Here is a 26,997-nt window from a genome sequence, read left to right on the forward strand (position 1 = left end):
CCGGAAATCCTACCTGTTACAAAAATTCACTTGGTCATTCCCGCTGTCTAAAACTATACTGTATATCTATACAGTATTTTGGTGTTAATCATGCGTGTGACTTATCTTGGTGTGTCTGAGTCGGCGGCGTTTATCGCGGCCAATAGTGTGCGAATCCCTTTGTATGTGGATTCGGTGTCGGCGGGGTTTCCTTCGCCTGCTCAGGACTTTGTTGAAAAATCTTTAGACTTAAATGAGTTTTGTGTGGCGCATCCGAACGCGACGTTTTATGTGCGTGCTCAGGGTGATTCGATGATTGAGGCGGGCATTCATTCGGGTGATGTGTTGGTGGTGGATCGTTCGTTAACCGCGCGTCATGGGGATATTGTAATTGCTTGTATTCATGGGGAAATGACGGTGAAGACGTTGGAGCTGAAGCCCAATGTGTTGCTTCGCCCGAAGAATAAAGCCTACAAAGCGATTCATATTACCGAAGAGTCCGAATTGGAAATCTTCGGTGTGGTGACGGGCGTGGTTCGTAAGTACGAGCGCGGTTGATGAAGACGGTTTTTGCCTTGGTTGATTGCAATAATTTCTACGCCAGTTGCGAGAAGTTGTTTCGTCCCGATTTAAAACACACGCCTGTCGTAGTTCTGTCAAATAACGATGGCTGTATTGTTGCGCGTTCCAAAGAGGTGAAGGCGCTGGGCATTAAGATGGGCGTGCCGATGTTTCAGGTTCAGGACGAGATAAGAAAGCACGGCATTGTGTGCTTTTCGTCGAATTATGCTTTGTATGCGGATATGTCGAATCGGGTAATGACCATCTTAGAAGAGGAAGCGCCACGGCTGGAAGTGTATTCCATCGATGAAGCTTTTATGGATTTAACCGGTGTGGATCATGTGACGGATTTGCTGGCATTCGGCCAACAAGTAAAGGCCAAGGTCGATCAGTGGACGGGCATTACTGTTGGTGTCGGCATTGCGCCAACCAAAACATTAGCGAAGTTGGCTAACCATGCGGCTAAGAAATATCCAGCCACGGGATCCGTGGTGGATTTGATGTACCCAGACAGGCAAAAGCGTTTATTAGCGTTGGTTGACGTGAGTGACGTTTGGGGTGTTGGCCGTCGCACCACGGCAAAGCTAAAGAAGAGAGGAATCAACACTGCATTGGATCTGGCGAATGCTGACCCTAAATCGATTCGAAGCGAGTTTTCTGTGGTATTGGAGCGAACCATTCGAGAGTTGAATGGGGTGTCGTGTTTGGATTTGGAATTGGTCAGGCCAACAAAGCAGCAAATCATTTGCAGTCGCTCATTTGGCCATAAAGTGACAGACAAGCGCGAACTACGGGAAGCAATTGCCAAGTACACAACCAGAGCCGCCGAGAAATTACGCGGTGAAAAACGCTTTTGTCGCGTGGTGAGTGTGTTTGTTCGTACCAGTCCATTCATTCCAAACGAACCGCAGTATTCGAAAACTCTGTCTGCAGAACTGCCTAACCCAACCGACGACACGCGAGACTTATTAGAAGTGGCCGACGTGCTGTTTCGTCGCATCTATCGCTCAGGTTATCGCTACGCCAAAGGCGGTGTAATGTTGGCGGATTTTTATGAACATGGCGCTTTTCAGCAAGATTTATTCCAAGCAGATAATACAAAAATCAACTCAAAAGCATTAATGAGTGTCGTGGACAAAATCAACCACAGCGGCCTCGGCAAGGTTTTTTTGCCTCTCAAGGCGTGTCACCACAATGGTCAATGAAAAGAGAACACTTATCACCAGCGTATACGACCAGGTGGGATGAGTTACCGAAAGTGTATTGACTCGAAATGTAGAAAATGGAAATCAGCGACGAATTAAAAATTTAAATGATAGTGATGGCGGGGTGTTCCATGAATGATGAAGGTACCAATAAAAATGCCAGTAAAGAGTCAGCAGGCAAGATAATAGCAACGGTTGTATTATGGCTAGAGGAACAATGTACACAAGAGCGTTGGGACTTATCAGATGAACAGATGTGTGTTCTTCTAGGTGGTATTACGGTTTCAACTTGGAATCAATGGAAAGAGACCGCACAGATTAATGACAGCCTTCAAGTAGACCAAGACACTATTGATATACTGGCGATGCTGGTAAGTATATACAAGATGATTCACCTAAGTTCACCACCTGGCTTTAAGTATGATTTTTTCAAAAGGCCAATACATCATCCGACATTTAATGGCAAATCAGCCAGGGAGTTTATGCTAGAGAACCCTTCACTTGACGATTTCCTCAAGGTAAGAAATTATTTTCAAAGCAGAGTGTTGTTATAAAAATCTTGATCTAGTCTTGAGTGAGTCTAAAGTTGCGCCTGTTGCTGAAGTGTCGTCTTACTTCTAGCGAAAAGTGCCCAATTATAAGAAAACATATAATTTATAAGAAAAAATATAATTGCATATAATTGGAATACTAGAACAATGATGAGTCATTTTTTGTGGTTTTTTTAGGTGTTCATACTTTGGAGGTCTAGTAAAGTATGGGAAGTTCAGACTGTACTTTTAATAGCACTATTCGTAAGAAAAAAGAGGTGAGCTTATGTGGGTTGTTACTGCTAGTGACTTAAAAGCTAAGGGTGTGGCTGCTGTTGAGGCCGGTTTGTTAGAAGATGAAGAAGTGATTATATCCGTCCGAGGTAGAAATACATATGTAGTGATGGATTTGCATAAATACGCTAAGTTCAGAGAGTATGAGCTTGAGATTGCCTTACTAGAAGCTAGGACTGATATTGAGGCTGGACACTATTTTGATAGCTCTGTGAATGACCATATGCAGCAGATAAGTGAAGAACTATAGGTTCATTTATCCTGATAGCTGGTATGGACCTAGTTTTCTAGACAGTTGATCATCATTGTACTTATCAGTCATGTTAGGGGAGATATATGAGCACTATACGAAAAAATTATGCCGAAAAATGCATTGAGATTCATGATGTTGAGAGCAGTCTTGATCTTGCTATGAATGATTCAAAAGGCAGCCCAGTTGCTGTAATGAAGGACGGTAACCCCGTATTTTACTGTGTTCCTGCTGACACTTATGCCGCTATTTTAGAAGCAGTTGAAGCATCTGAAATGAGAGCGCTGAATGAAAGGGTTCATCAATTGGGTCTAAAGCTGTTTGGTGACGAAGACAGATTGACATCATGGATGAAAAACCCTGCCTTAGCCTTAAATGGTCAGTCACCCGAATCAGTGATGGGGACTAAAGAAGGAATGCAGCGGGTAAGTGACCTTTTGGGAAAAATTGTCCACGGGGTTATAGTTTAAGTAAACAGTGTAGCTATTTGATATCAAAGGTTAAGATGATGGCAAATAGCACGTCATATTTCTTGCTCGTAACGGACTCAGACCTGATTGATACTAGCTGGGCCTTGATCTATCAATGCTTTTAGTTTTCAGCTGCTGAATTAAGAGCTATTTGTCGTTTATTGAAAGCATCAAAATCGGCTGACTCATCTTCATATCGAGCAATAACATTGCTCAAAGCTTCAATGATGATCAGGTTGTCATCATAGTGTTCTATCAAGTCTTCTAAAAGTATGAGGGCTTGTTGGTGCTCATCAGAGTTAGATATACCATTCAGAATAGGCAACTGGGATACTATGGCTTTGGCCATTTGTGTTATTTCATTTGTCACTGACATTTCATTTACCTATGGTTGCTAGGATTAATTGAGGCTTGGTTGATATTTGGTTTTAGCTATCGACTAGACAACCGCTCAATCAATCTGGATCAAATCGCCCAACATCTTCAACGATATCTTTTCGGTCTGTCATAAAGTCGGGGTCCGCTTTTGTCTGGAACGGTTTACTCCCCTTTCTGTGTGTCTCTTAAGCGTCTTTACGAGATCGAACAATAAAAGACAGCTCTAACTCATTGAGTTGATCTATTAGGGCTTCAGCGAGTTCGTGATCCACATTAAGAAACAGCTCATCTGCGTGAGCTGTATGGGAATCTAGCCCTTCAAGTAGTTCTGCTTCACTTATTCGATTTTCATTTACTTCGTTTTTCGCCCGCTTAATCATAATTCTGTCTCCCTCGGCACAGACCTCGATATGTGACCAGCCATTTTTAGCCGCCATATCACGGATTATACCAATTAATTCTGCTTGGGCCTTTAGACTCAGTGCTTCCTCCTCGCTTGCAGCCACCACATTAAATATGTTTAAAAACGATATTGAGGCCATTATTGCGAGGAGCTAAAGATCGAAATTTAAATCATACGATCTTGATTAACTTCTCTAGCACCTTATCTATTAAGCTAGCTACCTGTGACACTGTTTTTAGTGTTGATACATCTTTTTGAATATTCGACCTTGCAGCAGTTACTTCTACCAATAAAGTATCTAAATCAGCGATATTAGTTTGGTTAAGTATGGAATTATTACTGATCAGAGCTATACGAAAATCGATTAACTTTTCACCTAGTTGATCGCACCTTTGATAAAGGTGTTCTAGCTCAGGGCTTGCTATGGTTGAGTTGAGATATGCTTGAAGCTCATCATACAAGGATTGAATCTCTGCTTGGGTTTTTTCATGTGTTTCGTTCATGCATGTGACCTATAGTGTATTTTGGAATTCTTTTAGTTTTTTTAGTTGTGCTTTTGTTATTTCAAATGCACTCGTCAGAGATTCTTTTGAAAACTCGCCATCTTGACTTAGTGACTTAACAAGCACGGAATTGAGATTTTGAACAGCTTTTAAAGAGCTTCGTAAGTTTTCGAATTTAACACTCAGTGCACTGATTTTCGATTTTAAGGTGTAGGCTTTTCTATAGGCCTCAATACGCTCTTCCAATGAATGGGAGAGTGTAGCGCATCTTGCTATATTGTTTAATTCACAACGATCAGGGTTGTTCAGCAGGTACAGTCGAGTTCGAAGCTCTTTCTCCATTGACACTTTTGAGATCATTTCCCATGACTCGAGCCTCATTACTAAGAGATTGAAATGAACTTTGTATTAAGTCATGGGAACCTATCAGAATTTCCTTTAGATTTTGGTATCTAGCTCGTTCCGTACGAGGCTCGTGCTAAAGCATTTATAGCTGTTGAGACTAACTCAATCTTTGAGTTTTCGGACGCTTGATTAGAGGAAAGCTCTGAAATTGATGAAAGGGAGGAATTAAGTTGTTCAGAATATGAATTTAATTCATCATCGTAATTATCAGAAGAGAGAATATATACGCTTTGTGAAAAAGAAAGTAGGTTCTGAAGTAACGCAACTTGTCCTTGATTATTTATCCGTTGAACTACCAAGTTATTACTGGAAATACCTTCCCTAGATGCTTGTGCTAGCATAGCGTCTATACGTGCTTCTTGAGTTTTTTCGTACTCTTTTAGGAGTGCTTCTTCAACTTCTTGTGATTGTTGGGCGTAGTTTTTAACTAAAATCAGTGACTTGTTGGATGCACAGCCAGCTAGGACAACTGATGCCACTAGAACGAGCAGTACTCTTTGATATACAAACTTCATAGATTATGAGGCTCTTTTTATTTATTGTGTATTTCTCGGAGGCTAAGCAACACAAATGCCGTAGCTTGGGAGTACATCTCGAATAACCTCCAGCCGATAGGTTTTTAATGCATCATGAAAGTATTTCCAATCTGATGTTAGGAATGACTCGGAATATGGGTATTTGAGGTCGCCGTTGACTTTTCTACCTTCGCCTCTAGCTTTATGTTTCCAGCTCGCCTCACCATCGATTTCAAAATTTAAGTCAACAGATCCAAGATTGAACTTGTCCTCTTTAAGCCACTTCAACCATTCTTTATGACGAATCTCTCCGCTATCATCAGTAATTGTAATTAGAGCGTGTTCAATAAGAGATCTTTGCTTTTGTGTTAAACCTGGTTGATTATCAATATTCATTGTGGAATCTTTCTTCACCCAGCATTGCATTGCCTTGCACATTGCATCTGCTGCCTGTAAAAATATTTCTTTATTATTTCGTTTAATTACCTCTCCCAATCCATTTTTATATTTCCAAGAAGTATAAGGGCGATCGGGAAATGAAAGAGCTGCACCGTGTCCAAGTGGCGAAGATTCGGATACTCCATAACTTACTAACTTATCTGTGACTTTTTGCAAAAGACTAGAAGAGGTAGAGTCTAATTCATCGACCCGATTGACTTCATGAATAACCCCTGCAAACTCTTGATGCGCGAATGTGTCAGCATAGACATGCATAGCGATTCCCATCATTTGAGTCGCATATGGTCGTTGCCAATGTTGAGCCACCATTTTTAACATGTCTCGAGACACTTGACTGTCTGGCTTACATATTAATCTATTTATGAAGCTCCCTTTTGGATTGTCATTTGAGGGAAGCCCAGCATTACCTGGTAAAAAATGAAATGGTATCCAAACTAAGCTGTTATCTAGTTTTTGTGTATTCCGATAGTCGAGCATTTTATGTGCAGAAACAATTCGATCGTACATTGCACCATTATCAAAATGTACTTGTGAATCATTTGTTGCTTCATCTACATATTGTGCCGAATAGGCAACCTTCTCGGCCGTATCATGATCGACACCAGCGTAACGGGCTACGACATAAGTTAGGGTATGATGTCCGTCTATTTGCATTTGACTTTCCTTATAGAAATGAGCGATAGATAATCGCAGTAATATTTATATAGCATAATACTTAGTTGATTGGCTAAGCTTTACGTCGATAACTGTCGATTTTGCCTCGGTAACGTCTTCTTCACCTCGCAGGCGTATCACTACAATGGTCAATGAAACGAGAACACCTATGGTCAGGGTATACGACGAGGTGGGATGAGTTACCAAAGTTTTTTTAATTCAAAATACAGAAAATAGAAATAGGCGATTAGTTAAAAGAAATCAAACTATTATGATTGATTGAGAGGTGTTCCATGAATGAAAACGACACTAAGGCATCAGAAGACAAAATAATAGCAAGTGTTTTTTTGTGACTAGAGAGGCAATGTCTCCAAGAATATTGGGATTTATCTGATGAACAAATATGTACCCTTCTTGGTAGTATTACTGTTCCAACTTGGTATAAATGGAAAGAAACAGCACACATAAGTGGGAGTTTTCAATTAGACCTAGAAACTATTGATAAATTGGCGCTGCTAGCGAGTATTGATAAGATGATTCGTTTGAGTGAACCAAGTGGATATAGCTATGATTTTTTCGAAAAACCAATTAATCTCCCTACTTTTAATGGTAAATCAGCTAAGGAGTTCATGCTAGAGAACCATTCAGTTGACGACTTTATGAAGGTAAGAAATCATTTTCGAAGTAGAGTGCTGTTATAAAAACTTAGCTTTCTAGGATTTTCATGTTAGTCATAATTGTACCTAAAAGTTATATCGAGGGAGAGATATGGGCACTAAACGAAAAAATCATGCCGAAAAATGCATTGATATTCATGATGTTGAGGGCAGTCTTGATCTTGTTATGAATGATTCAAAAGACAGCCCAGTTGCTGTAATGAAGGATGGTAACCCCGTATTTTACTGTGTTCCTGCTGACACCTATGCCGCTATTTTAGAAGCAGTTGAAGCATCTGAAATGATAGCGCTGAATGAAAGGGTTCATCAATTGGGCCTAAAGCTGTTTGGGGACGAAGACAAATGGACATCATGGATTAAAGCACCTGCACTAGCGTTAGGTGGTAAGTCACCAGAGTCGATTATGGTTACTAAAGAAGGAATAAATAGAGTAAGAGATCTTTTAGGGCAGATTAGCCACGGGGTTGTTGTTTAAATCAGCTGTGTAGCGATCAGATAAACTGCAAATAATTACAAGTTGGATTTTTTGCTTGTAACGAACTCAGACGTGATTAGTATTGTTTAGGCTCTGATTTTAATTTTATATATAAAATTATCAAAAACATTTTACTATTATTAATGCTTTATAATCACTTGTATCAAGGCAAAATTAATTAATTTTGGGGTTAAGTGTAGATAGTTCAGATAAAGATTTTAGTAGTAAATCAAGTGCCTCATTTTTATCAATTTCTTTAGATTCTAAAGAGTTAGTAATCTTAATCATATTTTTTATTCTAACTTTTATATGAAATGAAACTTGGTTTTCTTTGATGCTTTGTTTTGAGGTAAAGTCATTAACTTCATTAGCGAGGTGGATATATCTTGATAAAGTATCATTGGATGCATGCATAGTAATTTTACGACATGCGTTTGCAGCAACAGTTAATATATTATGAAAACTGCCAGATTCAGATAGCTTCTTGATTGATTTTGCTATGTTGAGAGTAATGAATCTGTGTCGGAAAGAATGGTTAGAAACATGTCTGAGATCGTCACAGTATTTGCTTTCGTTAATAACTTTCTTGGCATAATTTTTTAAGTACGTTGCCTTAAGTGGCTGGCCATTTCTTGAGTCAACAAATATAGCATCGTGGCTAATATCAGGAAACATACTTTCTACCATTTCAATGTGCCAAAGAAGAATTTGGATATCTTCATTCGTTGTTTGCACCTCTCGCTTTTTACCTTTGTATTTACCTTTCACAATAGGTATATTTCTAATGATAGGTTGTTTATTGCTGCTAAGTAGGCTTGATGCTGTGAGCTTGATCATGGATCTCGTAATTTGATGCACCTCGGTGATTCTAGAGCCTGTTATATCAAGCAAAGTAGTGAGAGCTTGCCACCTACTTATAAGAAATTCATTGATTTCAGGGTGGAAAGAGGTGCAATTAATGGCATCAAGCCACATCTCTACCTCATGGTCGCGAATGAAATCTCCATCAGTACTAATATGAATTAAGCCTTCAAGGCAGTGATGTGTAAGGTATGGGATTTCAATATTGCCTTTTTTTACTCTTTTTCTCTGATAGTGTACTTGATATTTTCCTGTGTTTAATTTCCCATCTGAGGCTAGCATTGCTTCTGGTTTTATATTAGATAAATAGACTATGTACTCAAGAGCTAACCTAGTGTGCTTTATTATCGTATCGTCAAATATTCCCCTTCCTTTTAGATGATCAACATATTCGTATAAAGTAGTATCGTTTACATCATAAATACTAGTGTTTTCATGCTCTAGAAAAGAACAAAATAAATTCAAATTGTATGCTTTTTTAACGACCGTACCTGCAAGAGGTTTGATGTTATATAGACTTGCACCACCTCCAATATTAGTGAGAAATGAGTTTGCATTCCAATCAAAACTTCCACCGTTAGAAATTATCATTGGAAGCTTACATTTCGATTTTTCAGCCATTCTGCCACTATTTAAGATATCCCCAAGGTTTGGTTGGTCAGCTATAACGACAATAGACATTATATAATTTCCCAAATACGTTGTTTCCCAAGTATTTTCACTTGATCTAAGATCAATTTTCTAATCGCATCATCTATTATCTGGTCCTCACTAAAGTTTTCGACTAGATGCATGTAAGCACGATATACTTCTGCAAGTGCTTTTTTAAGCTCTTCGTTTTCTTGTCTGAGTTTTTTTGTTATTTTATCAGTCGATCTATTTGTTAATATTTTTTTCTTATTATTTTTATCATTAGAAAGCCTATTGTTTGTTTTTTTAATAGAGTTTAAAAGTAAATTAAGTTGTTTTTTGTTGTGTTCAGCATGTGCAGTATTCCATGAATACGAAATAACCCCTAGATCATTGTCACTCCATTTGTGCACCGATGATTCGGATATTAAGTCCCCCTTCATATCTAGTGTTTTAAAAATATCTGTATGTGAATTAATTAAATCTAAAAGTTCAGTTTTTTTTGCCATTGAAATCGTAATAGATTTCTTTTTATTTTTAACCGCTGATGATGTTTCACCAATTATGTATTTTGTCATTTTTTAAATCCTATTTTTTAGTGAAGTAAAAGAAAATTCCCTCACCATCAATTCTTAAAAATCTAACTTCTTTCTGATATTTTTCTTTGTGCTCAGAAATCAATCTCTTGACAAGGGGTTCTATGATAATTGATATTTTTGAGGTTTTTCTAGCTTCATAAATTATTTCTTTAATATCATCATCAGCATTTATTTCCTTATTTAAAGAAGCTCCAATTTTGGCAATAGTAACTTCTGCTTCCTCAATCCATTCATCAGTTGGAGCTACTTCAGCATAGTGGAATGTTTGATCTAAGTTAGCATGCCCCATAAACCATGACAGTTCATCAAGTCCTTCTCCATCTGTAAAATTGAAATATAAAACAGCAAAGAATCTTCTGAATTGATGTGTTCTGACATACCATCTTTTACCATTAATCAATGGAGATTCAATCCAATCAAAAAAAATATCTAAACAATTATTTACGAAATCATCACTTAATGACCAATTAAGATGGCTTACTTCCTGGTCATTGGTAAAAGCAGATATTGAACGTGTATTAAGAATACGACTAAAGAGAAATGCATCACCATCATCATTAACAAAATTTCGCCTATTTTCAATTTCACAAACAAATGCAGCAAACTCCAACCCGTAATCGTATATTATGTCTGGTATTGGCCTATTTACCTCTTCAAGTTCCCATCTTTCTGAGGTTTTAGGTATCCTTAAAACTAGATCAAATAGCCCATCTATTGGTGATTGTTTGAAACAGTCACGCTTAAGTGTAAGAAGTGATTTTGATCTGGCTGAAGATACACTGGCAATCAGTATCCAAATAGAAGCTATATATAGCTTCACTGCTAGTTGTATACTTATCCCATTATTAATAGTGTTTATATTAATGTTATTTCCATTACGCCAAGAACGAATTTTTAGATTCTTAAGTGATTTTGGAATGGGAGTTTTTTCATAAGCTATACTTTGATATTTATTTAAATAATGATGGTGTTTTTTTACACAATGAGAATTGATTAATGTATTTTCAGTTTCACTCAATGCGGATATGTATTCCCTAAGCGCTGTTCCATAAGAGCGAGCAAAGTGAAGTGCCGACGATATTGAATGTAGTGCGATATTAACCGGAATTAGGGCGGTCTTATTCGATTCAACCATTTCTTCGAAGAGGTTATTTCCGCTGGAAAAAAGATCTTGAGATGCATGCCTGAATTTATATTTTTGGCTAGGGCGCGCGAGGAATAGCGAATGAAGTTTAGATATTTCGTTAGATATGGTTTTAGCTTTTGGTTCTAAATTTTGATCTATGTCGAATTCTATTGTGCAAGCATTTGAGTATAGCTTTATATAACGATTTTCTAATTTTAAATCTCTTTTTTCCAAATCTAAGTGCTTTGTTAACTTATCTTTCAAACTATATAGCTGTCTAGTTGTTAGTTTTTGTGATTTTTTCAATGAGTTCCAGTCTATTTTGTTTTTATAATCATAGTTTTTTAATATAAAATCTAAAGAGTTTTCAAAAACATTTCGTTCTACCTTAAAAGATAGTAAGTAGCTTTTAAGGTGATTAAAGCTAATTTCAGCTAAACTTCTTATAGGTTTCTTTTTATTTAATTCTTGTAATTCATTTGCATGTTTTATTAGGTGGCATGCAGTTGATAGTATATCAGCGGCTCTTTCTGGTCTTGAAATTTTTCCTTTAGTATTTAAGTAAAGTAGGCTGTTTCTTAAATCATCAAGTAAAGGTTGATTTATTTTGTCCGTTAATAACTCATTTGAAGAGGTTTCTTTAGAAAATGATAGTTTTCTAGAGTTGTTTTTTTGAAATTCTCAATGTCATAACCAGTTCTCGAAAGCTCCCAAGTATTGTCGAATACACTTTCATTAATCATCCAAGTAGGCTTTGGATAGCAATCTACTTCATTTATATTTCCGGAATAATCTGGATCATATAGCTCTTTATACGGATTGAGTCCTGTATTTTCCATCTTAATTGTCCTCTTTAATATTAAGGTTTTTCTGTGCTTGCCTAAGGAGTTGTTTCATAATGATTGGTCCTTCTGAGATTTTAGATATTGCAGCTAGACAATCATCTTTAAGGTTTTGGTCATCACCTTCTTTTGCATATTTCAATGCCAGCATTATATTTTTAAGAGATACACAAAAATATTTAAGCTCAATGGTTTCACAGTCAGACTTTTGTGTTAATAGGCTGTTATATAGAACTCCTCCCATACCTGGTGTTTCAAAAGCTTTTTTTACATGGTTTGAAAAATTCTCGATAGATATTCCAAGTGAATCTGATGGTGATTCATCATGAGCTACAGCCATGAACAAGAGTATATGTTGGAAAGATCTGATTTTTACTCTATAAACTAGTTCGGTGATGTAGTCTGGGACATATCTTGCGAGAGTTGTTTTAACGGTGTTTCCAAAGTATTGAGCGGTCTTTAGAGAGTCTCCATTGGAGTTTAAATAGATGAGAACCCCTTTAGAAAAGCGAATTTTTTTTAGTGTAGCTGAATTCAATAGTTCACATTTTAGTGCTGCCTTTGTTCTTATTTTATTAAATTCATTCTGAAAAGTTTCAGGTACTGGATTTTGAACTCCTTCCTTTGATGAGCATAACCAAAGTTCTTGTTTTGAGGTAAACTTTCTTGCTCGATCAGTCATCTCAAGAGCCATTTTTAGGCAAGTTGCAGCATCTATATCGTCTTCTAAAATATCTATTGGATTTATCAAAGAGCCATGGGCACTTCTTGTTTTGGACTGTCTGGCTCTAGGCTTTAAAGCCCTTAGTCTTACAGAGCCTTCATCGGTTACTTGTACTAGCTCTTTCCCATTAACATCCGTATTTACTTTCACCTTGTAGAGCGAATATGGATTTATTCCTAGTTCTTCAACAATAATGATTTGCATAGCAGATGCTAACCTAGTTGTTAAGCCAAGAGATTGCTTAACTTCATTAGTGCACACAAGATCATTTATATTATGGTTCACTGTACCATTTATGAAACATTCATAAAAATGATCGAAGTAAGCAATAAGATTACTTATTCTTGTTTTTTTGATTTTGAGTCGCTATTTCTTAGGAAAGGATTTGTCTCAAATTTTATTTGTTTTTTACCTCTATAACTTCTGGTTTTCAAGACTTTAAGCTCAGGATGCTTAAGAAATTCTTTTTTTCACTAATTGATATTAAGCGTTTTTGATCTTTATAATTACGATAGCCTTCAAAGACTATTTTCCTTGCTTCTTTGAGTAATAATTTTAAGTTGTATTCAATTTCAGATGACAAATCTTTTATGAAAAAAGTTGTGCTCTTGAATAACTCTTTCTCTCTTTCATCGTAAATATTAGTTGCACATAAAATTGGGTTATCTAATCTTGCTTTCTCTGTTTTTGTACATCTTCTTAGGTTGTCAGGAAAGTCTGTTTCTTTTGGTATAAGGTCATGATCACGTAAGACAATGATAGAATTTTTTACGTGCTGGAATTGTCCATAAGCAGTTTGTCTAGAGAGATTTTTCAGAAGATTATTTCGGAACTTGCGTAATGATTCTTCTATTATTATTGGATTTTCGTACCATCTAGGATGCTCAGCTGAAATAAAATTTAAAAAAATATTTAATGGTCTTCTATGTAGTTTTACATATTTGAATTGATATACATGCTCTTTAAGTCTTTGTGCTATCTCTGTTGAGCAGGTTCTTGATAGCGTATCGTAGAAAATTTCATCAGAACTAAGTGTCTTTTTTTTAACCTTACTTAAGAATTCGATTGGTAATACCTGATTCTTATACGTTTCATATGTCGAAGTTGTATTGGGCTTGTCAGGGAGGGGGGATATGCTAGCAATGGCGCCTTTTTCTATTAATGCTTTGGTTACGTTATAGAGATGGTTTAATTTGTTTAAGACCGTTAATCTTACGAAATTCTGGCAAAGATGAGTTCGAATATGTTTGAAATCTCTCAGAAGTCCTGAACTGTCATTTTTTCTTATATTCTCGCTGAGAGCTTCAATGTATGAATCTAATAGATTTATGACTTCGCGCTTTCTTACTAGGTTTAAGCTATCAGTATAGTCCTCTATAATTCTGAATGATTCATGTGACAGATGAACTGATAGTTGCTCAAGTTTAAGTTTAGTAGACAATTTAGTTACCTTTTTGAAACTTTCAATAAGTTAATTGTAGGATATAAATTAAAAATAACTTAAAAAATTCAGATATTTATGTAAAATGAAAGATGATTCAAAAGTGACACTTTGACGTGATACCGAAAGTCGTTCAGGTCGTCTTAGACAAACGTTCCGCTGACGCGACAGAGGTGGTGTTTCCAGAAACATGTCCTGTGTGTGGTTCCGACTTAGAGCAAGTAGAAGGCGAAGCTGTTATTCGCTGTACTGGCGGTTTAGTGTGTGGGGCGCAGTTAAAAGAATCCCTAAAGCATTTTGTTTCTCGCAAAGCCATGGACATTGATGGTTTGGGCGATAAGTTGATTGAACAGCTGGTGGACCAAGAACTGGTTAAAACGCCGGTGGATATTTTTACTCTCAGTGAGAAAAAAGACACTCTGTTAGCGATGGAACGCATGGGGCAGAAATCGGTCGAGAAGCTGCTTGCCTCCATTGAGACGGCAAAGAATACACAGTTTAACCGCTTTATTTATGCGCTAGGCATTCGTGAGGTAGGCGAAGCGACGGCTCGCGCCTTAACGACTTACTTCACCGCGCTGGATGATTTGATGGCGGCCGATCAAGATGCTCTGGTTGAAGTGGAGGATGTGGGACCTATCGTTGCGCAACACGTTAGGCTGTTTTTTGATCAAGAATTAAATCGAGAGACCATTAAAGGTCTGCTAGCGGCTGGGGTGGTCTGGGAGAAAAAGCAGCCAGTATCAACGGATGAATTGCCACTTTCTGGCAAAACCTACGTGGTAACCGGTTCTTTAAGTCAATTTAGTCGTGATCAAGTAAAGGATAAATTGCAGGCATTAGGTGCTAAAGTCAGTGGTTCTGTATCGGCGAAAACAGACTGCTTAGTCGCCGGTGAAAAAGCGGGTTCGAAACTCACCAAAGCCCAATCCCTTAATGTACCAATCATTGACGAAGCGGGGGTTATTGCCCTGCTGAGTCAACATGGAGCAATATAATTGGATACTTTAATACCTTACGATTCGTTGGCCCCAGACACGTTAGAAACTATTTTGGATGATATTGTTTCCCGTGATGGCACCGATTATGGTGATTATGATTTATCTGTGGCTCAGAAGCGTGAACAGGCGTTAGGATCGTTGCGAAATGGGGACGCTGTATTGCTGTTTGATACAGAAAGCGAAACCATTAAGATGATTCCGAAAAGTGAGTTGAATAACTACGATCTCTTCTAAGATCGTAGTTATTCTTAATCTGATTATTCCACGCAATCTCGAACGCAATGATTGATGTTGTGATCCATGACTCTGGATGGCTCTTCACCGGTGTTGCGCCCTACAATTTTCGCAGGTACGCCAGCAACCGTCGTATGGTGTTCGACAGGTTCTAGTACGACGCTACCCGCCCCAATTTTCGCGCCTTCCCCGACTTCAATATTGCCAAGAATCTTCGCGCCTGCGCCAATAAGTACACCGGACCGTATTTTAGGGTGACGATCGCCGTGTTCTTTCCCTGTGCCGCCTAAAGTGACGGATTGCAAAATAGAGACGTTGTCCTCAATCACACAGGTTTCACCCACTACAAGACCGGTGGCGTGGTCTAGCATGACGCCACAGCCTATGGTTGCGGCTGGGTGAATGTCGACGCTAAACACCATGGACATTTGTCCTTGTAAATACAGGGCTAAGCTTTTGCGGTTGTTCTTCCAAAGCCAATTGGCAACACGATAGGTCTGTAAAGCATGGAAGCCTTTAAAAAACAGCAGTGGGGTGGTAAACGTATCACACGCCGCATCTCGTTCTTTTATGGCCAAAATATCTTGCTCGATGCACCGGACAATGCCAGAGTGGGGATCTGCCATGGCTTCTTCAAATACTTCTCGTAATACCATAGCGGGAATTGATATGCTATCCAGCTTGCTAGCCAGCAAAAAGCTTAAAGCGGAACACAACGAATCATGGCGTAAAATAGTTGTATTGAAATAACTGGCTAAAATAGGTTCGTCTAGTGCAAGTTTTTTGGCTTCTGCTTGCAAAGATTGCCATAAATTGTCAGAAGTCACGACATGATGGATTGTTGTACTCAAGGGGTATTCACCTATATCAATTCACGTTTAGAATGTAGGTTATAAGGTTAGGGTTAAACAATACAAGGGGCAATGTGAAGATTGCTCAAAAAGATGGAGATAATATGTCTAAAAAAAATGTTGCTGATGCATTGCATATCTTTTATGAATTAAATGCCGCGTTTTCTGATGCTTATTGGGAGACCAACGATATTAATCAAAAAGATCGCTTTTTTGCGATGAAAAGCATACTGCAAGACGAGCTTGATGAATTGCATAAGCTAAGCTTACAGGATCATGTTTATCCTTATGAGCCAATTAACCCAAGCTTACTGCAGTTGAGTGATAAGTTACGTATATTGCTGCCAGAGCTTAACAAGTATGTGTTTCGCCCACAAACCTCTAGCCGATTTGTGGAGCTTATTCCAAGCGCCTGCGAGCTCTTTGAGTCGTAACCGACGGGTCACATAAGAGACCACTGCATCCAATTCATTTTGCATAGAAATGGCGTGCAGTGGTAGCGCTATGTATTTTGACTACGTTTCAAGTCGCGAATGATAAAACGACTTGGGTGCAGCTTGTGGCTAATGTTTTGCTCTAAAGGTGAGGGGGTATCCGTGATTAAGCTGGCAATAAAGCAAGCGCTCAGCGGGGTCGAAATCAGTCCCCTTGAACCATGACCAATATTTACGTATAGCTGCTTATTTGGCTCAGCGACTTTGTTAGATTTCCATTTTGCATTTTTGCTCAATCTGGAATAGTGCTGATGATAAATCTCTGCCGATTGTATCGGGCCGACAATCGGAGTGTAATCAGGCACAGCGCAACGAAATGACACCCTACCTTCGCAATCTTTGCTTGCAAATGTATCGCTTTTTAATCCAAGTAGATTTTCGAGAATAGCAAGGTTCCTATTGTGTCCCTCTTCTCGCACAGCGGTATCTTTATCTTTCAAATCATAGGTTGAGCCAAAATGGATCAGGCCCTCGAGCGGTGGTGAAACATAGCCAAATTCACACAATACTTTGTCTATATTGATTTTTTCTGCGGGTTCGCCTTTTTGTCGGCACGCATTGACAGCGTCCTTGACGTTCATTTGTGACACTTGTCCTCGGATCGCATAAATAGGCAAATGGGAAAGGTCGTTGAAGGCTTTGCTATCATTTGCTGTGCATAACACAACATGAGAAAAAACATCGGAGTGGCTGGTTGAAGCGGCTTGCCAGCCCGTTGCCGTGCCATTTTCTTGTTGTTCACTGAGGTATTGCAATTGCTTCAGTTTGGTATTGAGCCGCAGCTGAATGTTTGGGTGAGATAACAGTGTCTCACAAAGTTTTTTCGGTGCTACCCAGCCTGATAGGGGTAATAATAAGCTGTCTTTTCTGTTTGTTGCGGCGTGTAAAATGCTTTGCGGATAGAGTTGCTGGTCTAGCAATTTTTGAAAACGCTCGGCTTCTTTGTCATTTTTGGGAATTTGAATAAGGCCGCATTGATCCCAAAAAGTGCCCACCGTATCCAGTTTGTTGTAGAGTCGGGCCGCATAGAGGTAAGCCGCGAGATAAAAGCGGTTCAGATAGGTGTCTTGTGTTGTTAGTTTGGGGTATAGCATGCCTTGTGGGTTGCCCGAGGCGCCGTCCGCAATGGCGTTATCTTGTTCCCATACTTCTACTTTGATGCCTTGTTTGGCCAGTGCATAAGCGGTATTAGCGCCAGCCAATCCACTGCCAACCACTAATACTTTAGTGACCTCTGACCGCTTATCACAGCGAAGATTGAACCATGATTTACCCTGTGCCATGCGTTCAGACAATGGCGCTGTGGCGGTATTGAGTTCACCGACAGACATTTCTCTTTTTTGTCCAAAGCCTTTTACTTTGCGGACATCAAAGCCAACATTTTTTAATCCTCTGCGCACAATGCCAGCGGCGGTGAAAGTTGAGAACGTGGTGCCTTGGTGGCTAAGACGATGGATATGTTTAAACAGGTTGTCAGACCACATTTCAGGATTTTTGCTGGGGGCGAAGCCATCTAGAAACCACGCATCGACATCGGCATTTAGCGCTGCAAAACCGTCTTCAGCTTCACCAAACCAAAGTGTTAATTGGACTCGACCTTGTTCAAGCTCAATGCGATGAAAACCATGACAAACGTCAGGATAGGCGTTAATTAATGGCTGACTGAAATGCGCTATGGAAGGCCACATTTTTAATGCATCGGCCAACATGGCCTTTGTCATTGGAAACTTTTCCACCGAAATAAAATGCAGCTGTTTATCGTCGGTTGCGCTGTTTAAAAATGCTTGCCAAGCACATAAAAAATTCAGCCCTGTGCCAAAGCCCGTCTCAGCAATGACAAAGGTGTTGTTTTGCATGGACGACCAGCGATCACTCAGGTGATTATTGTTTATAAATACATGGCGCGTTTCTTCGAGACCAGACTCTTTATCAAAGTACACATCATCGAACTGGCTTGAGTGAGGCGCGCCATCGTCTCCCCAACGGATGTCAGGAGGGGAGAGTTGGTAACTAGTTAACACGCGTCACGCTCTCGATAATCACTGGGGTGGTTGGGACATCTTGGTAAGGTCCGACGGTGGATGTTGGTACGGCTGAAATAGCGTCCACTATTTCCATGCCTGAGATCACTTTACCAAATACTGTGTAGCCTGCTGCGCCACGAGTACCATGGTTTAAAAAAGCATTATCAACTTGATTAATAAAAAACTGTGATGTGGCGCTATTTGGATCTTGGGTGCGCGCCATGGCTAATGTGCCTCGATTGTTGGCCAGTTGATTGTCGCCTTCATAAGCGACGGCCTTATGCGTTGTTTTGCGCTCTAAATCGCTGGTGAACCCACCGCCTTGAACCATAAAGCCACGAATCACGCGATGAAAAATGGTACCATTATAAAAGCCTTCATCAACGTAGCGTAAAAAATTGGCGACGGTTTTAGGAGCGGCGGCGTCTTCTAGGTCGACTCGAATGGTACCTTGATTAGTAATAATATCGACTTCAGTGGCGTTGACTTGTGAGCAAAGTGCAAGCAAGGCCAAACTGGTGATAAGAGATTTACGCATGGTGCTACTTCCTTATTAAATGAGTCAGCAATAGTATAAGTTGTGTTATGGCGTGTTAAGACGCCTTGTTAATTTACCGGAGAGAAAGCAAATGCGAACTGCAACCGTTGAGATTGAGTATTGTACATTATGTCGTTGGATGTTGCGCGCCGCTTGGTTGTCTCAAGAACTGCTAACGACATTTGATGATGATATTAAAAGTGTCACCTTGATACCAACCCAAGGCGGGATTTTTAAAGTCAGAGTGAACGGTGAAGAGATTTGGTGTCGAAAAAAGAAGACGGTTTTCCTGAGGCAAAAGTATTAAAACAAAGAATGCGAGATGTAATAGATCCAGAGCGAGATCTAGGTCATTCCGATGTTAAAAAATAACCCATTTTACACAGCCCTTAGCAGAAGCAAGGTCTAAGAACGATTATGTTCCCTCCCCTGGGTCTTTGAAGGGGAGGGTTAGGGTGAGGTTTTAGGCGTTTGGAAAAACTTGTTTAAAAGGCTTTACGGTTACCCTTTCATAAACGCCTGCTGCCACATAAGGGTCGGCGTCAGCCCACGCTTTTGCTTCTTCAAGGCTGGCGAATTCAGCAACAACAACGCTACCACTAAAGCCAGCATCGCCTGGGTTGTCTGAGTCAATGGCAGGATTGGGGCCAGCTAACACTAGGCGTCCTTCGTGTTGTAGCGTTTCTAAGCGAGCCAAATGCGCTGGGCGTGCTTGCTTGCGAGCGTTAAGGCTGTTGGCCACATCTTCACCGATAATAGAGTAAAGCATTGTTATTCCTTATTTTGTAAGTGTGATGATAAGTAAATACCTTGTAGTATGATAAATACAAGGGTCATTCCTAATAAACCGAAGAGTTTAAAGTCTACCCAAATTTCTTCGCTGTAAGAAAAGGCAACATATAAATTTGCGCCACCAGAAATCATAAAAAAACCGACCCAAGCAAGGTTTAGCGTACGCCATACTTTAAAGGGAAGTTTTAATGTATCACCCATCATGCGTTGGATAATGTTCTTCTCTCCGATAAATTGGCTACCCAAAAATGCAATAGCGAAAAGGCCGTTTACAATGGTCGGTTTCCACTTAATAAAATCACCATCTCCTAATAAAATGGTTGCTCCTCCTAGCAAAACCACCAATATCAAAGACACGAGGTGCATTTTTTCTATGGTACGGTTTTTGAACCATGTAAAAGCCACTTGAATTAGGGTGGCAGGAATTAAAACAGCGGTGGCAATAATAATATCGCCTGTCATTTTGTAGGTAATGAAAAAATAATAATAGGAAGAAAGTCAAATAGTATTTTCATATAAAAACTCGGTGAATGTATACTAAAATGTATGTATGCTGTTCTAATACTAAACACCATTCCTATTAAAGAACAGTCAATCTATGCCTGAAGCAGCAAGATATCGAAAAGTCGATTTACATACACATTCCACCTGTTCGGATGGACACTTTTCTCCTACCGAATTGGTGGATTTGGCTGTTGAACAGAGTGTGTCACTGTTCGCTTTAACTGATCATGACACACTCGATGGTCTTTCCGAGGCAAGACTTCGGGCCGCTGAGCATGGATTAAGTTTTATTAATGGTGTTGAGCTGTCTACCCAGTGGAATGGCATTCCTTTGCATATGGTGGCATTAAACTTTTCTGCTGATAATCCGACATTGTTGTCTATTGTCGAAGGCAACCAAGTAATACGTCTTGATCGTGCTCGGCGGATTGCGGATTTATTAGTGAAGCAAGGTTTGCCTGATTTATTTGACGAGGCGGTTGCGCTGGCAGGGAACAGCCAATTAGGTCGGCCGCATTTTGCCTCTTTACTGGTGGAAAAAGGTTTTGTAAAAGATGCTAACAAAGCATTTGATCGTTATTTGGGGAATAAGAAATTAGGGAAGTTGCGTGATGTTTGGCCAGAGACTCGAGCAGGTATTAACCGCATTGGCAGATCAAGATATGGCACTGGTACTTGCCCATCCCAAGCGTTATCCATTGACTGTGACGAAATTGAAACGCTTATTAAGTGACTTCAAAAAGTGGGGTGGAACAGGTGTCGAGATTGTCTCAGGTAATGAGCGTCCTGACAGTGTTCGTTTGCTTGAACGCTTGACGAGAGAGTTCGACTTAAAAGCCTCCGTCGGCAGTGATTACCATGGACCATTTGGTCCTTGGATGCAGGTGGGGAAATTCACTCAGATACATGAAAGTGAAGTGGATTTAGTTTGGCAAACTTGGTCATAGATATGGGGCAATGAGTCGTTTAATGTTGATATCGTTGCTTCTAGTGCTGTTGCATCATGATAACATTCGTCAGTGATCGTATTGGCCTTATGACGATTATGGTGAGTAGTTTGATAATTTTTTAGTGGAGAACAGGTTGAGTCAATTTTTTCAAATACATCCAGAGAACCCTCAAGCGCGCCTAATTAAACAAGCTGCAGAGGTTATTCGTAATGGCGGCGTTATTGCTTATCCAACCGATTGTGGTTACTCACTCGGCTGTCATCTAGGCGATAAGGCTGCGCAGGATCGGATTCGAGCCATTCGCCGCTTAGACGATAAGCACAACTTTACCTTGGTGTGTCGTGATCTCTCTGAAATTTCAACCTATGCTCGATTTGATAACCGTTTGTATCGGTTGTTAAAAAACAATACCCCAGGGCCTTACACTTTTATTTTCAATGCGACTTCGGAAGTGCCAAGACGACTTTTACACCCGAAAAGAAAAACCATTGGTATTCGAATTCCTAAAAATAATATTGTGGCGGCATTATTAGAAGAACTGGGTGAGCCAATTATGAGTGTGTCGCTTATTTTGCCAGGGGAGAGCGATACAATGACCGACCCTTACGATATTCGCGATACGCTCGAACATGCGCTAGATTTAGTGATTGACGGCGGTTTTTGTGGGCTAGAACCAACGACCGTGGTGAAGATGGACGCGGATAATATCGAAGTAATTCGTGTCGGTGCTGGTAATCCTGCGCCATTTCAATAAATTGTTGAATATTCAGCTGTCAAGGCTGACGGTGTGTGGATTATAATGCAAAAAATGGTTAATTAAATTATCAAAACTGGGTTGCTGAGAAGCATTCCCTCTAAGAGGTTCGTAATGGACGAAAAGTTACAAAAAGTATTAGCAAGAGCGGGTCAAGGTTCACGCCGTGAAATGGAAAATCGCATTCGTGAAGGACGTGTATTGGTAAATGGCGAGGTGGCGACATTAGGCGATCGCGTGAGTACCAAAGACACGATTACCATAGATGGTTATGCGATTGTACCAACAGAAGCGGGTGAAAATCGCCGAGTTATTATTTACAACAAACCCGAAGGTGAAGTGTGTACTCGTAAAGACCCTGAAGGTCGCCCAACGGTATTTGATAAATTGCCAAAACTGCGAGGCGAACGTTGGATTGCTGTAGGTCGTTTGGATATTAATACCTCCGGCTTGCTGCTGTTCACGACAGACGGTGAATTGGCAAACAGATTGATGCATCCTTCCACTGAGATTGACCGTGAATATTTGGTGCGTGTCATGGGGGAAGTGACAGAAGAAAATCTTGCCACACTCAAAAAAGGCGTGATTTTAGACGATGGTATTGCGAAATTTACCGATATTGTTGATGGTGGCGGTGAAGGTATTAACCGTTGGTTCTATGTCTGCCTGATGGAAGGTCGTAACCGTGAGGTGCGTCGTCTATGGGAATCTCAAGGTGTGAAAGTGAACCGTTTGAAACGTGTACGCTTTGGCCCTGTTTTCTTGCCATCAAAGGCAAAAGTAGGCCGTTGGGTAGAAATGGAAGCGCCTGATGTTAACTCATTGTGTGCCATGGTAGATCTGAAATTGTCTGAGTTAAAACCTAAAACTCAACAGCAGCAGCTTGAAGTAAAACGCCACAAGAATAAAGCAACGGCCGGCGGCGCTCGTCGTGCAGCGAAAGGGTTTGATTGGCAAAGTAGCGATAAACCTGAGTTTAAGCCGAAAAAACCAGGTAAGAGATCATTTCGTTAATATAAAAAGCAGTTAGGAGTGGTAGAGGCATGGTTCGCTGGTTATTTGCATTGATTGTCATTGTGATCGTTGGTTTCTTTATTTACGTTAAACTAGGAAATAAAATGCCAGAAGACCTTGGTGTAACAGATGGTCTTTTGAAACCTTGCCCTACTTCGCCTAATTGTGTGTCGACTCAAGCGTCACCAGACGATATGGTTCACTATGTAGAGCCAATTATTTATACAGGTGATCGTAAAGCGACTCAGTTAAAAATTGAGTCCTCTATGTTGAGCAAAGGAAGAGTTCGTATTGTCAGTAGTACTCTGGGGTATGTTCATTTTGAAGTGAAAAGCCCTTTTGTGGGGTATATTGATGATGTCGAACTGTATTTTCCTGAGGGCGACAGTGTTGTACATCTTCGCTCAGCTTCTCGGGTTGGTTATTCTGATTTCGGTGTCAACCGCGAGAGAGTTAGACAAATTACAGATCTTCTAGTAAATTGATTTTAAAGTCATTAACCCCAAAGTGATAATAACTGGACGAGGATTGCCCATGAGTGTAGACGACAACAAAAACATTTTGATTGTTGAAGATGATGAGCGTTTAGCGTTGCTGACTCAAGAGTATCTACAGAAAAATGGTTTTAAGGTTGATATTGAACCGGATGGACGTAAAGCTATTTCTCGTATTATTGCTGAGCAGCCTTCATTGGTTATTCTTGATTTGATGTTGCTCGGTGCAGACGGCTTTACTGTATGCAGAAGCGTGCGTAATGACTATAAAGGTCCTATTCTCATGCTGACGGCTCGCAGTGATGATGTTGATCAAATCTTAGGGCTAGAGATTGGTGCGGATGATTATGTCTCGAAACCTGCGAAACCTCGTGTTCTTTTGGCTCGGGTTCAATCTTTGTTGCGTCGTAGTACTCAAGATGTCGATCTATCACTTGATCTTACTAAAGCCGAGCAAAACCTGATATTTGGCCCCTTGACGATTGATAATTCGCGTCGTGAGGCATGGTTGCTTGAGGAAGAGGTTGAGTTGACCAGTGCTGAGTTTGATTTACTGTGGCTATTATCCAGCAACGCCGGTCGTATTTTGAGCCGGGAAGAAATTTTTGGTGAATTGCGTGGCATTGAGTACGATGGTCAAGATCGTTCTGTGGATGTAAGAATTTCCCGTATACGCTCAAAAATAGGGGATGATCCTATACATCCTCGTCGTATTAAAACCATTCGTAGTAAAGGTTATTTATTCGTAAAAGAAGTGTAAAGCGCCATGCAGGCTGAAATGTGGCGTTTGTACCGACATCTGGTTTTTGGTGGTGTCGTTATTGTTGTCTGCTGCTATGTGGTGATGGAGTTTACACAAATCCGCTTTGGTGCATCAAAGGCAGAACAGTTACTGTGTGTTGATGCCGAGTTTAGTTCGGCTTTACTGCTGTCAGGCGTGAGTCAAAAACTTCCAGATTCGCAATTCACTTGGACGCTAGCGTCCAAAGAATTGCCCTCAATTTCTAGCATTCCTTCCTTAATCGCTAATAAAACATGGCTTAAATTTCCAGATAGCAGTTATCAGCTCACCTTTGGTGAACCGGATTCTCCGATGTTGGTTGGGCGTGTGACGCAAGGTAACCAGTTGTTTAAACTGGAGTCTTTAGTTAAGTTTTTTTGCAGACAGATCAGATCAGCCATCAAGATAAAATAGACCTGATAGAGGGCATGACTTGTCTTTCTATGAAGAAAATATCCACTGGTGTATCGGACTCTGTGACTGGTGTGGCGTTAGTTCATGGTGCATACAGTGAATATGGTTTTGTGTGGCAAGATAAAACCGCTGACGAGTCTGTGTATTTGTCTGTTGCCTATAATGATAGCCTTTCACTAACATTGGTTGTGGTTCTTGTTGTTGGTATTGGTATCACCATTATGCTGTTGTTGATTTGGCGTGAACTGGTTTCGTTGGATTTTAAACGCAAAACCTTCGAAAGCATTACTCGTCAAATTGCTCGCGGTCGAAGCAGTTTGCCAAAAGGCATTCCTGACAGCAGCGGTACCTTGAAAGAGTTGGCCTATTCTTTTGACTCTATGTCTTCTCATATACAGCGCTTGTTGAAAGTTCAACGAGAAATGATCAACGCTATTTCTCACGAGTTAAGAACGCCAATTGCCCGATTGAGGTTTGGTCTAGAGGTCATGAAGGATGAAGTCAATGACGATGTGGCGAAAACCATTGAAGCATTGGAGGGGGATGTTGAAGAGCTTAATAAATTGGTTGATGAAGTACTCACCTACGGTAAATTAGAGGGTGGATCACTGGCTCTGAACTTTAAAGAACTTTGTATTGCTCAACTTGTTGATAATATTTTGCAGCATAATCATTTGTTACTTCAGCATTTAAATGTTGAAGTGCATATTGATGAAAATGATCTCGTTTTGGCCGATGAGCATCATTTAAGCCGGTTCCTGCAGAACCTCATTTTGAATGCTTCAAAGTACGCGAACAGTAAGATTGTGATCACCTTCTCACAGGATGAAGAGCGTTGGCAGTTAGACATTGAAGACGATGGCCCTGGTATTGCGTTTGAAGACAGAGATAAAGTCTTTATTCCTTTTCAGCGTTTAGATAACAGTCGCACACGAGCGTCGGGCGGGTATGGGTTAGGTCTGGCAATCGTTCAGCGTATCGCCTTCTGGCATGGCGGTGCGGTACTGATCGATGCGAGCGAGTCTGGTGGGGCTAAGTTTAGTTTGATTTGGTCGCGTAATCAGCATCAGAAGACATTATCCTAATGCTGGATCTGCAACGAATACTGCACTTTGCCAATATTTTGCCTTGTCTTGACTGCGCCCGTGACATCGTTTGAAAGTGAAACTGGGTTTTGAGTGATGTTGTTAAAGTTCGGGCGCTAGAATTCCTTTTAAGTTTTTAAAGCAAGTCTTTGATGCCGTGGAGATGAGATCTTCCATGTAAGCATTCTCGCGCTGATCTTTTCTTATTGCCAAGTAGAGCTTGCACCAAATCCCTTCTTCACCTAATGATTTGGTAATCACGTATTGTCGATTGGTGTACTCTGTTAAGGCCCAGTTTGGCAAACAACATACACCACGTCCACTGGCGACTAACTGCATCATCATTAAGGTGAGTTCACTGTGACGGATTTTGGCTGGTGATACGTCTGCTGGGTTTAAGAAGTGTTTGAAAATGTCCAATCGTTCGGTTTCTACCGGATAGGTAATCAGGGTTTCTTTTTCAAAGTCTTCTGGTTTTAAAAATTCTTTTTTTGCCAGTGGATGGTGTCGAGATAGGGCAACCTGAGATTCATATTGAAATAACGGAATGTATTCAATATTAGGAATATCTTGGGGGTCCGAGGTGACGACTAAATCTAAATCGCCGCGGGCAAGGGCTGGCAAGGGCATAAAACCAAAAGCAGTGGAAAGATCGAGTTCCACATCTGGCCAATGTTCACGGAAATGGTCAATAGTAGGCATTAACCATTCGTAACAGCTATGGCATTCGATAGCAATGTGTAGGCGGCCACTTTCGCCCTCTGCAAAACGCTGAATATCACGTTGTGCTGAGCGAAAAGAAAGCAACACATCGTCGGCCAATTGCAATAAACGTAGTCCCGCACTGGTAAAGCGAACGGGCTTGGTTTTGCGAATAAACAGCGGACAGCCTAATTTTTCTTCAAGATCTTTGAGTTGATGCGAAAGCGCTGACTGTGTTAAGTGAACGCGTTCAGCGGCTTCAACTAAGCTGCCTGTTTCTCTGAGTGCGGTCAGTGTTTTTAAATGCCTAACTTCAATAATGCTCATAGTGATTCGCTGTTGATGAGTTTTTTCAATCTTTGAGTTCAAAAAAAGCTCGCTAAC

At 40.2% G+C, this 26,997-nt stretch carries 37 protein-coding genes and 1 pseudogene; 20 read left to right on the forward strand and 18 right to left on the reverse strand.

The genetic code is table 11. The features are described from left to right. Positions 1–90 precede the first annotated feature (90 nt). The 6 genes from umuD to ONZ52_RS10845 all read left to right on the forward strand — a co-directional run bounded on the left by umuD (position 91) and on the right by ONZ52_RS10845 (position 3,289). Positions 91–537 carry a translesion error-prone DNA polymerase V autoproteolytic subunit gene (gene umuD / locus ONZ52_RS10825; RefSeq protein WP_100637257.1) on the forward strand — a complete coding sequence of 149 codons (447 nt, stop codon included), beginning with the start codon at positions 91–93 and terminating at the stop codon, positions 535–537. Further along, positions 537–1,745 carry a translesion error-prone DNA polymerase V subunit UmuC gene (gene umuC, locus ONZ52_RS10830; protein WP_428981168.1) on the forward strand — a complete coding sequence of 403 codons (1,209 nt, stop codon included), beginning with the start codon at positions 537–539 and terminating at the stop codon, positions 1,743–1,745. Before umuD ends, umuC begins: the two co-directional genes overlap by 1 nt. After that, positions 1,742–1,807: a DUF4113 domain-containing protein gene (locus ONZ52_RS25370; RefSeq protein WP_428981177.1), complete on the forward strand. Its 66-nt coding sequence runs from the start codon at positions 1,742–1,744 to the stop codon at positions 1,805–1,807. The genes umuC and ONZ52_RS25370 overlap by 4 nt, the downstream gene beginning before the upstream one ends. A gap of 69 nt (positions 1,808–1,876) precedes the next feature. Further along, positions 1,877–2,299 carry a hypothetical protein gene (locus ONZ52_RS10835; protein ID WP_265218625.1) on the forward strand — a complete coding sequence of 141 codons (423 nt, stop codon included), beginning with the start codon at positions 1,877–1,879 and terminating at the stop codon, positions 2,297–2,299. Positions 2,300–2,561: 262 nt separating this feature from the next. Then, positions 2,562–2,819 carry a type II toxin-antitoxin system prevent-host-death family antitoxin gene (locus ONZ52_RS10840; protein WP_265218626.1) on the forward strand — a complete coding sequence of 86 codons (258 nt, stop codon included), beginning with the start codon at positions 2,562–2,564 and terminating at the stop codon, positions 2,817–2,819. Positions 2,820–2,905: 86 nt separating this feature from the next. After that, positions 2,906–3,289, forward strand: coding sequence for an MbcA/ParS/Xre antitoxin family protein (locus tag ONZ52_RS10845; RefSeq protein ID WP_265218628.1), 384 nt, complete (start codon positions 2,906–2,908; stop codon positions 3,287–3,289). Positions 3,290–3,410: 121 nt separating this feature from the next. On the opposite strand, the gene ONZ52_RS10850 is transcribed toward ONZ52_RS10845, so the two are convergent. The 6 genes from ONZ52_RS10850 to ONZ52_RS10875 all read right to left on the reverse strand — a co-directional run bounded on the left by ONZ52_RS10850 (position 3,411) and on the right by ONZ52_RS10875 (position 6,606). Beyond that, the gene (locus tag ONZ52_RS10850) at positions 3,411–3,665 is read right to left on the reverse strand and encodes a hypothetical protein (RefSeq protein ID WP_265218629.1); all 255 of its coding nucleotides are present in this window, start codon (positions 3,663–3,665) and stop codon (positions 3,411–3,413) included. A 187-nt stretch (positions 3,666–3,852) separates the two neighbouring features. After that, a complete protein-coding gene (locus tag ONZ52_RS10855; RefSeq protein WP_265218630.1) occupies positions 3,853–4,176 on the reverse strand; it encodes a hypothetical protein in 324 nt (107 codons plus the stop codon). Positions 4,177–4,240: 64 nt separating this feature from the next. Beyond that, entirely contained in the window at positions 4,241–4,573 is a 333-nt protein-coding gene (locus ONZ52_RS10860; protein ID WP_265218631.1) for a hypothetical protein, read from the reverse strand. Positions 4,574–4,582: 9 nt separating this feature from the next. Then, complete coding sequence (locus ONZ52_RS10865) at positions 4,583–4,915, reverse strand: hypothetical protein (RefSeq protein WP_265218632.1); 333 nt, start codon at positions 4,913–4,915, stop codon at positions 4,583–4,585. A gap of 110 nt (positions 4,916–5,025) precedes the next feature. Continuing rightward, positions 5,026–5,493, reverse strand: coding sequence for a hypothetical protein (locus ONZ52_RS10870; protein WP_265218633.1), 468 nt, complete (start codon positions 5,491–5,493; stop codon positions 5,026–5,028). A gap of 42 nt (positions 5,494–5,535) precedes the next feature. Continuing rightward, positions 5,536–6,606: a DUF6765 family protein gene (locus ONZ52_RS10875; protein ID WP_265218634.1), complete on the reverse strand. Its 1,071-nt coding sequence runs from the start codon at positions 6,604–6,606 to the stop codon at positions 5,536–5,538. A gap of 152 nt (positions 6,607–6,758) precedes the next feature. On the opposite strand from ONZ52_RS10875, the gene ONZ52_RS25375 reads away from it, so the two are divergent. Together ONZ52_RS25375 and ONZ52_RS10880 are read left to right on the forward strand one after the other, a co-directional pair. Continuing rightward, complete coding sequence (locus ONZ52_RS25375) at positions 6,759–6,824, forward strand: DUF4113 domain-containing protein (RefSeq protein ID WP_409419861.1); 66 nt, start codon at positions 6,759–6,761, stop codon at positions 6,822–6,824. A gap of 550 nt (positions 6,825–7,374) precedes the next feature. Then, on the forward strand, positions 7,375–7,758 hold the full coding sequence (locus ONZ52_RS10880; protein WP_265218635.1) for an MbcA/ParS/Xre antitoxin family protein: 384 nt from the start codon (positions 7,375–7,377) through the stop codon (positions 7,756–7,758). A gap of 174 nt (positions 7,759–7,932) precedes the next feature. Here ONZ52_RS10880 and ONZ52_RS10885 read toward each other — a convergent pair whose 3' ends face one another. The 6 genes from ONZ52_RS10885 to ONZ52_RS10910 all read right to left on the reverse strand — a co-directional run bounded on the left by ONZ52_RS10885 (position 7,933) and on the right by ONZ52_RS10910 (position 13,981). Next, positions 7,933–9,300, reverse strand: a complete 1,368-nt coding sequence (locus ONZ52_RS10885) for a site-specific integrase (protein ID WP_265218636.1) — start codon at positions 9,298–9,300, stop codon at positions 7,933–7,935. Next, the gene (locus ONZ52_RS10890) at positions 9,300–9,827 is read right to left on the reverse strand and encodes a hypothetical protein (protein ID WP_265218638.1); all 528 of its coding nucleotides are present in this window, start codon (positions 9,825–9,827) and stop codon (positions 9,300–9,302) included. The genes ONZ52_RS10885 and ONZ52_RS10890 overlap by 1 nt, the downstream gene beginning before the upstream one ends. Positions 9,828–9,837: 10 nt before the next feature. Beyond that, complete coding sequence (locus tag ONZ52_RS10895) at positions 9,838–11,280, reverse strand: site-specific integrase (RefSeq protein ID WP_265218639.1); 1,443 nt, start codon at positions 11,278–11,280, stop codon at positions 9,838–9,840. Positions 11,281–11,588: 308 nt separating this feature from the next. Then, a complete protein-coding gene (locus tag ONZ52_RS10900) occupies positions 11,589–11,813 on the reverse strand; it encodes a hypothetical protein (protein ID WP_265218640.1) in 225 nt (74 codons plus the stop codon). A gap of 1 nt (position 11,814) precedes the next feature. After that, complete coding sequence (locus ONZ52_RS10905) at positions 11,815–12,744, reverse strand: hypothetical protein (protein WP_265218641.1); 930 nt, start codon at positions 12,742–12,744, stop codon at positions 11,815–11,817. Between the two features lie 226 nt (positions 12,745–12,970). Beyond that, complete coding sequence (locus ONZ52_RS10910) at positions 12,971–13,981, reverse strand: hypothetical protein (protein ID WP_265218643.1); 1,011 nt, start codon at positions 13,979–13,981, stop codon at positions 12,971–12,973. Between the two features lie 116 nt (positions 13,982–14,097). Between ONZ52_RS10910 and ONZ52_RS10915 the strand changes: the two genes are divergently transcribed. Both ONZ52_RS10915 and ONZ52_RS10920 read left to right on the forward strand, forming a co-directional pair. Continuing rightward, complete coding sequence (locus ONZ52_RS10915; RefSeq protein ID WP_265218644.1) at positions 14,098–14,979, forward strand: helix-hairpin-helix domain-containing protein; 882 nt, start codon at positions 14,098–14,100, stop codon at positions 14,977–14,979. Continuing rightward, the gene (locus tag ONZ52_RS10920) at positions 14,980–15,216 is read left to right on the forward strand and encodes a YheU family protein (RefSeq protein WP_265218645.1); all 237 of its coding nucleotides are present in this window, start codon (positions 14,980–14,982) and stop codon (positions 15,214–15,216) included. A gap of 23 nt (positions 15,217–15,239) precedes the next feature. Here ONZ52_RS10920 and cysE read toward each other — a convergent pair whose 3' ends face one another. Continuing rightward, positions 15,240–16,055: a serine O-acetyltransferase gene (gene cysE, locus ONZ52_RS10925; RefSeq protein WP_265219394.1), complete on the reverse strand. Its 816-nt coding sequence runs from the start codon at positions 16,053–16,055 to the stop codon at positions 15,240–15,242. A 116-nt stretch (positions 16,056–16,171) separates the two neighbouring features. On the opposite strand from cysE, the gene ONZ52_RS10930 reads away from it, so the two are divergent. Then, positions 16,172–16,501: a hypothetical protein gene (locus ONZ52_RS10930; RefSeq protein ID WP_265218646.1), complete on the forward strand. Its 330-nt coding sequence runs from the start codon at positions 16,172–16,174 to the stop codon at positions 16,499–16,501. 68 nt (positions 16,502–16,569) lie between these two features. Here the strand turns inward: ONZ52_RS10930 and mnmC are convergent, their stop codons facing one another. Together mnmC and ONZ52_RS10940 are read right to left on the reverse strand one after the other, a co-directional pair. Beyond that, positions 16,570–18,582, reverse strand: a complete 2,013-nt coding sequence (mnmC, locus tag ONZ52_RS10935; protein WP_265218647.1) for a bifunctional tRNA (5-methylaminomethyl-2-thiouridine)(34)-methyltransferase MnmC2/FAD-dependent 5-carboxymethylaminomethyl-2-thiouridine(34) oxidoreductase MnmC1 — start codon at positions 18,580–18,582, stop codon at positions 16,570–16,572. After that, entirely contained in the window at positions 18,572–19,123 is a 552-nt protein-coding gene (locus ONZ52_RS10940) for a peptidylprolyl isomerase (protein ID WP_265218648.1), read from the reverse strand. Before ONZ52_RS10940 ends, mnmC begins: the two co-directional genes overlap by 11 nt. A gap of 91 nt (positions 19,124–19,214) precedes the next feature. Between ONZ52_RS10940 and ONZ52_RS10945 the strand changes: the two genes are divergently transcribed. Then, on the forward strand, positions 19,215–19,430 hold the full coding sequence (locus ONZ52_RS10945; protein ID WP_428981169.1) for an Rdx family protein: 216 nt from the start codon (positions 19,215–19,217) through the stop codon (positions 19,428–19,430). Between the two features lie 156 nt (positions 19,431–19,586). On the opposite strand, the gene ONZ52_RS10950 is transcribed toward ONZ52_RS10945, so the two are convergent. Beyond that, complete coding sequence (locus tag ONZ52_RS10950; RefSeq protein WP_265218649.1) at positions 19,587–19,892, reverse strand: YciI family protein; 306 nt, start codon at positions 19,890–19,892, stop codon at positions 19,587–19,589. A 2-nt stretch (positions 19,893–19,894) separates the two neighbouring features. After that, positions 19,895–20,430: pseudogene (locus ONZ52_RS10955) on the reverse strand (septation protein A). 83 nt (positions 20,431–20,513) lie between these two features. Here ONZ52_RS10955 and ONZ52_RS10960 point away from each other — a divergent pair. From ONZ52_RS10960 to ONZ52_RS10995, 8 genes are all read left to right on the forward strand, one after another. Beyond that, complete coding sequence (locus tag ONZ52_RS10960; RefSeq protein ID WP_265218651.1) at positions 20,514–21,152, forward strand: PHP domain-containing protein; 639 nt, start codon at positions 20,514–20,516, stop codon at positions 21,150–21,152. After that, positions 21,133–21,366: a PHP domain-containing protein gene (locus ONZ52_RS10965; protein WP_265218652.1), complete on the forward strand. Its 234-nt coding sequence runs from the start codon at positions 21,133–21,135 to the stop codon at positions 21,364–21,366. The genes ONZ52_RS10960 and ONZ52_RS10965 overlap by 20 nt, the downstream gene beginning before the upstream one ends. Positions 21,367–21,502: 136 nt before the next feature. After that, the gene (locus ONZ52_RS10970) at positions 21,503–22,123 is read left to right on the forward strand and encodes an L-threonylcarbamoyladenylate synthase (protein ID WP_111605355.1); all 621 of its coding nucleotides are present in this window, start codon (positions 21,503–21,505) and stop codon (positions 22,121–22,123) included. Positions 22,124–22,237: 114 nt separating this feature from the next. Further along, positions 22,238–23,137: a 23S rRNA pseudouridine(2605) synthase RluB gene (gene rluB, locus ONZ52_RS10975; protein ID WP_111605354.1), complete on the forward strand. Its 900-nt coding sequence runs from the start codon at positions 22,238–22,240 to the stop codon at positions 23,135–23,137. Between the two features lie 29 nt (positions 23,138–23,166). Beyond that, a complete protein-coding gene (locus ONZ52_RS10980) occupies positions 23,167–23,622 on the forward strand; it encodes a DUF1499 domain-containing protein (RefSeq protein ID WP_265218654.1) in 456 nt (151 codons plus the stop codon). Between the two features lie 49 nt (positions 23,623–23,671). Beyond that, positions 23,672–24,391: a winged helix-turn-helix domain-containing protein gene (locus tag ONZ52_RS10985; protein ID WP_265218655.1), complete on the forward strand. Its 720-nt coding sequence runs from the start codon at positions 23,672–23,674 to the stop codon at positions 24,389–24,391. Positions 24,392–24,397: 6 nt separating this feature from the next. After that, positions 24,398–24,826: a hypothetical protein gene (locus ONZ52_RS10990; protein WP_265218656.1), complete on the forward strand. Its 429-nt coding sequence runs from the start codon at positions 24,398–24,400 to the stop codon at positions 24,824–24,826. Positions 24,827–24,855: 29 nt separating this feature from the next. After that, positions 24,856–25,911: an ATP-binding protein gene (locus tag ONZ52_RS10995; RefSeq protein WP_265218657.1), complete on the forward strand. Its 1,056-nt coding sequence runs from the start codon at positions 24,856–24,858 to the stop codon at positions 25,909–25,911. Between the two features lie 102 nt (positions 25,912–26,013). Here the strand turns inward: ONZ52_RS10995 and ONZ52_RS11000 are convergent, their stop codons facing one another. After that, complete coding sequence (locus tag ONZ52_RS11000; protein WP_321160334.1) at positions 26,014–26,940, reverse strand: LysR family transcriptional regulator; 927 nt, start codon at positions 26,938–26,940, stop codon at positions 26,014–26,016. Between the last annotated feature and the right edge of the window lie 57 nt (positions 26,941–26,997).

This window comes from Marinomonas rhodophyticola, assembly GCF_026113935.1.
GTDB lineage: Bacteria > Pseudomonadota > Gammaproteobacteria > Pseudomonadales > Marinomonadaceae > Marinomonas > Marinomonas rhodophyticola.

Bases quoted from the DNA above. Each gene is read 5' to 3' on its own strand.
- ONZ52_RS10900 (WP_265218640.1), bottom strand. From the start codon at position 11,813: ATGGAAAATACAGGACTCAATCCGTATAAAGAGCTATATGATCCAGAT.
- ONZ52_RS10945 (WP_428981169.1), top strand. From the start codon at position 19,215: ATGCGAACTGCAACCGTTGAGATTGAGTATTGTACATTATGTCGTTGG.
- ONZ52_RS10990 (WP_265218656.1), top strand. From the start codon at position 24,398: ATGCAGGCTGAAATGTGGCGTTTGTACCGACATCTGGTTTTTGGTGGT.
- ONZ52_RS10890 (WP_265218638.1), bottom strand. From the start codon at position 9,827: ATGACAAAATACATAATTGGTGAAACATCATCAGCGGTTAAAAATAAA.
- rluB (WP_111605354.1), top strand. From the start codon at position 22,238: ATGGACGAAAAGTTACAAAAAGTATTAGCAAGAGCGGGTCAAGGTTCA.
- ONZ52_RS10875 (WP_265218634.1), bottom strand. From the start codon at position 6,606: ATGCAAATAGACGGACATCATACCCTAACTTATGTCGTAGCCCGTTAC.
- ONZ52_RS10960 (WP_265218651.1), top strand. From the start codon at position 20,514: ATGCCTGAAGCAGCAAGATATCGAAAAGTCGATTTACATACACATTCC.
- ONZ52_RS10860 (WP_265218631.1), bottom strand. From the start codon at position 4,573: ATGAACGAAACACATGAAAAAACCCAAGCAGAGATTCAATCCTTGTAT.
- ONZ52_RS10980 (WP_265218654.1), top strand. From the start codon at position 23,167: ATGGTTCGCTGGTTATTTGCATTGATTGTCATTGTGATCGTTGGTTTC.
- ONZ52_RS10845 (WP_265218628.1), top strand. From the start codon at position 2,906: ATGAGCACTATACGAAAAAATTATGCCGAAAAATGCATTGAGATTCAT.
- ONZ52_RS10870 (WP_265218633.1), bottom strand. From the start codon at position 5,493: ATGAAGTTTGTATATCAAAGAGTACTGCTCGTTCTAGTGGCATCAGTT.
- ONZ52_RS10840 (WP_265218626.1), top strand. From the start codon at position 2,562: ATGTGGGTTGTTACTGCTAGTGACTTAAAAGCTAAGGGTGTGGCTGCT.
- ONZ52_RS11000 (WP_321160334.1), bottom strand. From the start codon at position 26,940: ATGAGCATTATTGAAGTTAGGCATTTAAAAACACTGACCGCACTCAGA.
- ONZ52_RS10930 (WP_265218646.1), top strand. From the start codon at position 16,172: ATGTCTAAAAAAAATGTTGCTGATGCATTGCATATCTTTTATGAATTA.
- ONZ52_RS10885 (WP_265218636.1), bottom strand. From the start codon at position 9,300: ATGTCTATTGTCGTTATAGCTGACCAACCAAACCTTGGGGATATCTTA.
- ONZ52_RS10985 (WP_265218655.1), top strand. From the start codon at position 23,672: ATGAGTGTAGACGACAACAAAAACATTTTGATTGTTGAAGATGATGAG.
- ONZ52_RS10880 (WP_265218635.1), top strand. From the start codon at position 7,375: ATGGGCACTAAACGAAAAAATCATGCCGAAAAATGCATTGATATTCAT.
- ONZ52_RS10905 (WP_265218641.1), bottom strand. From the start codon at position 12,744: ATGCAAATCATTATTGTTGAAGAACTAGGAATAAATCCATATTCGCTC.
- ONZ52_RS10850 (WP_265218629.1), bottom strand. From the start codon at position 3,665: ATGTCAGTGACAAATGAAATAACACAAATGGCCAAAGCCATAGTATCC.
- umuD (WP_100637257.1), top strand. From the start codon at position 91: ATGCGTGTGACTTATCTTGGTGTGTCTGAGTCGGCGGCGTTTATCGCG.
- umuC (WP_428981168.1), top strand. From the start codon at position 537: ATGAAGACGGTTTTTGCCTTGGTTGATTGCAATAATTTCTACGCCAGT.
- ONZ52_RS10865 (WP_265218632.1), bottom strand. From the start codon at position 4,915: ATGGAGAAAGAGCTTCGAACTCGACTGTACCTGCTGAACAACCCTGAT.
- ONZ52_RS10835 (WP_265218625.1), top strand. From the start codon at position 1,877: ATGAATGATGAAGGTACCAATAAAAATGCCAGTAAAGAGTCAGCAGGC.
- ONZ52_RS10950 (WP_265218649.1), bottom strand. From the start codon at position 19,892: ATGCTTTACTCTATTATCGGTGAAGATGTGGCCAACAGCCTTAACGCT.
- ONZ52_RS10995 (WP_265218657.1), top strand. From the start codon at position 24,856: ATGAAGAAAATATCCACTGGTGTATCGGACTCTGTGACTGGTGTGGCG.
- ONZ52_RS10940 (WP_265218648.1), bottom strand. From the start codon at position 19,123: ATGCGTAAATCTCTTATCACCAGTTTGGCCTTGCTTGCACTTTGCTCA.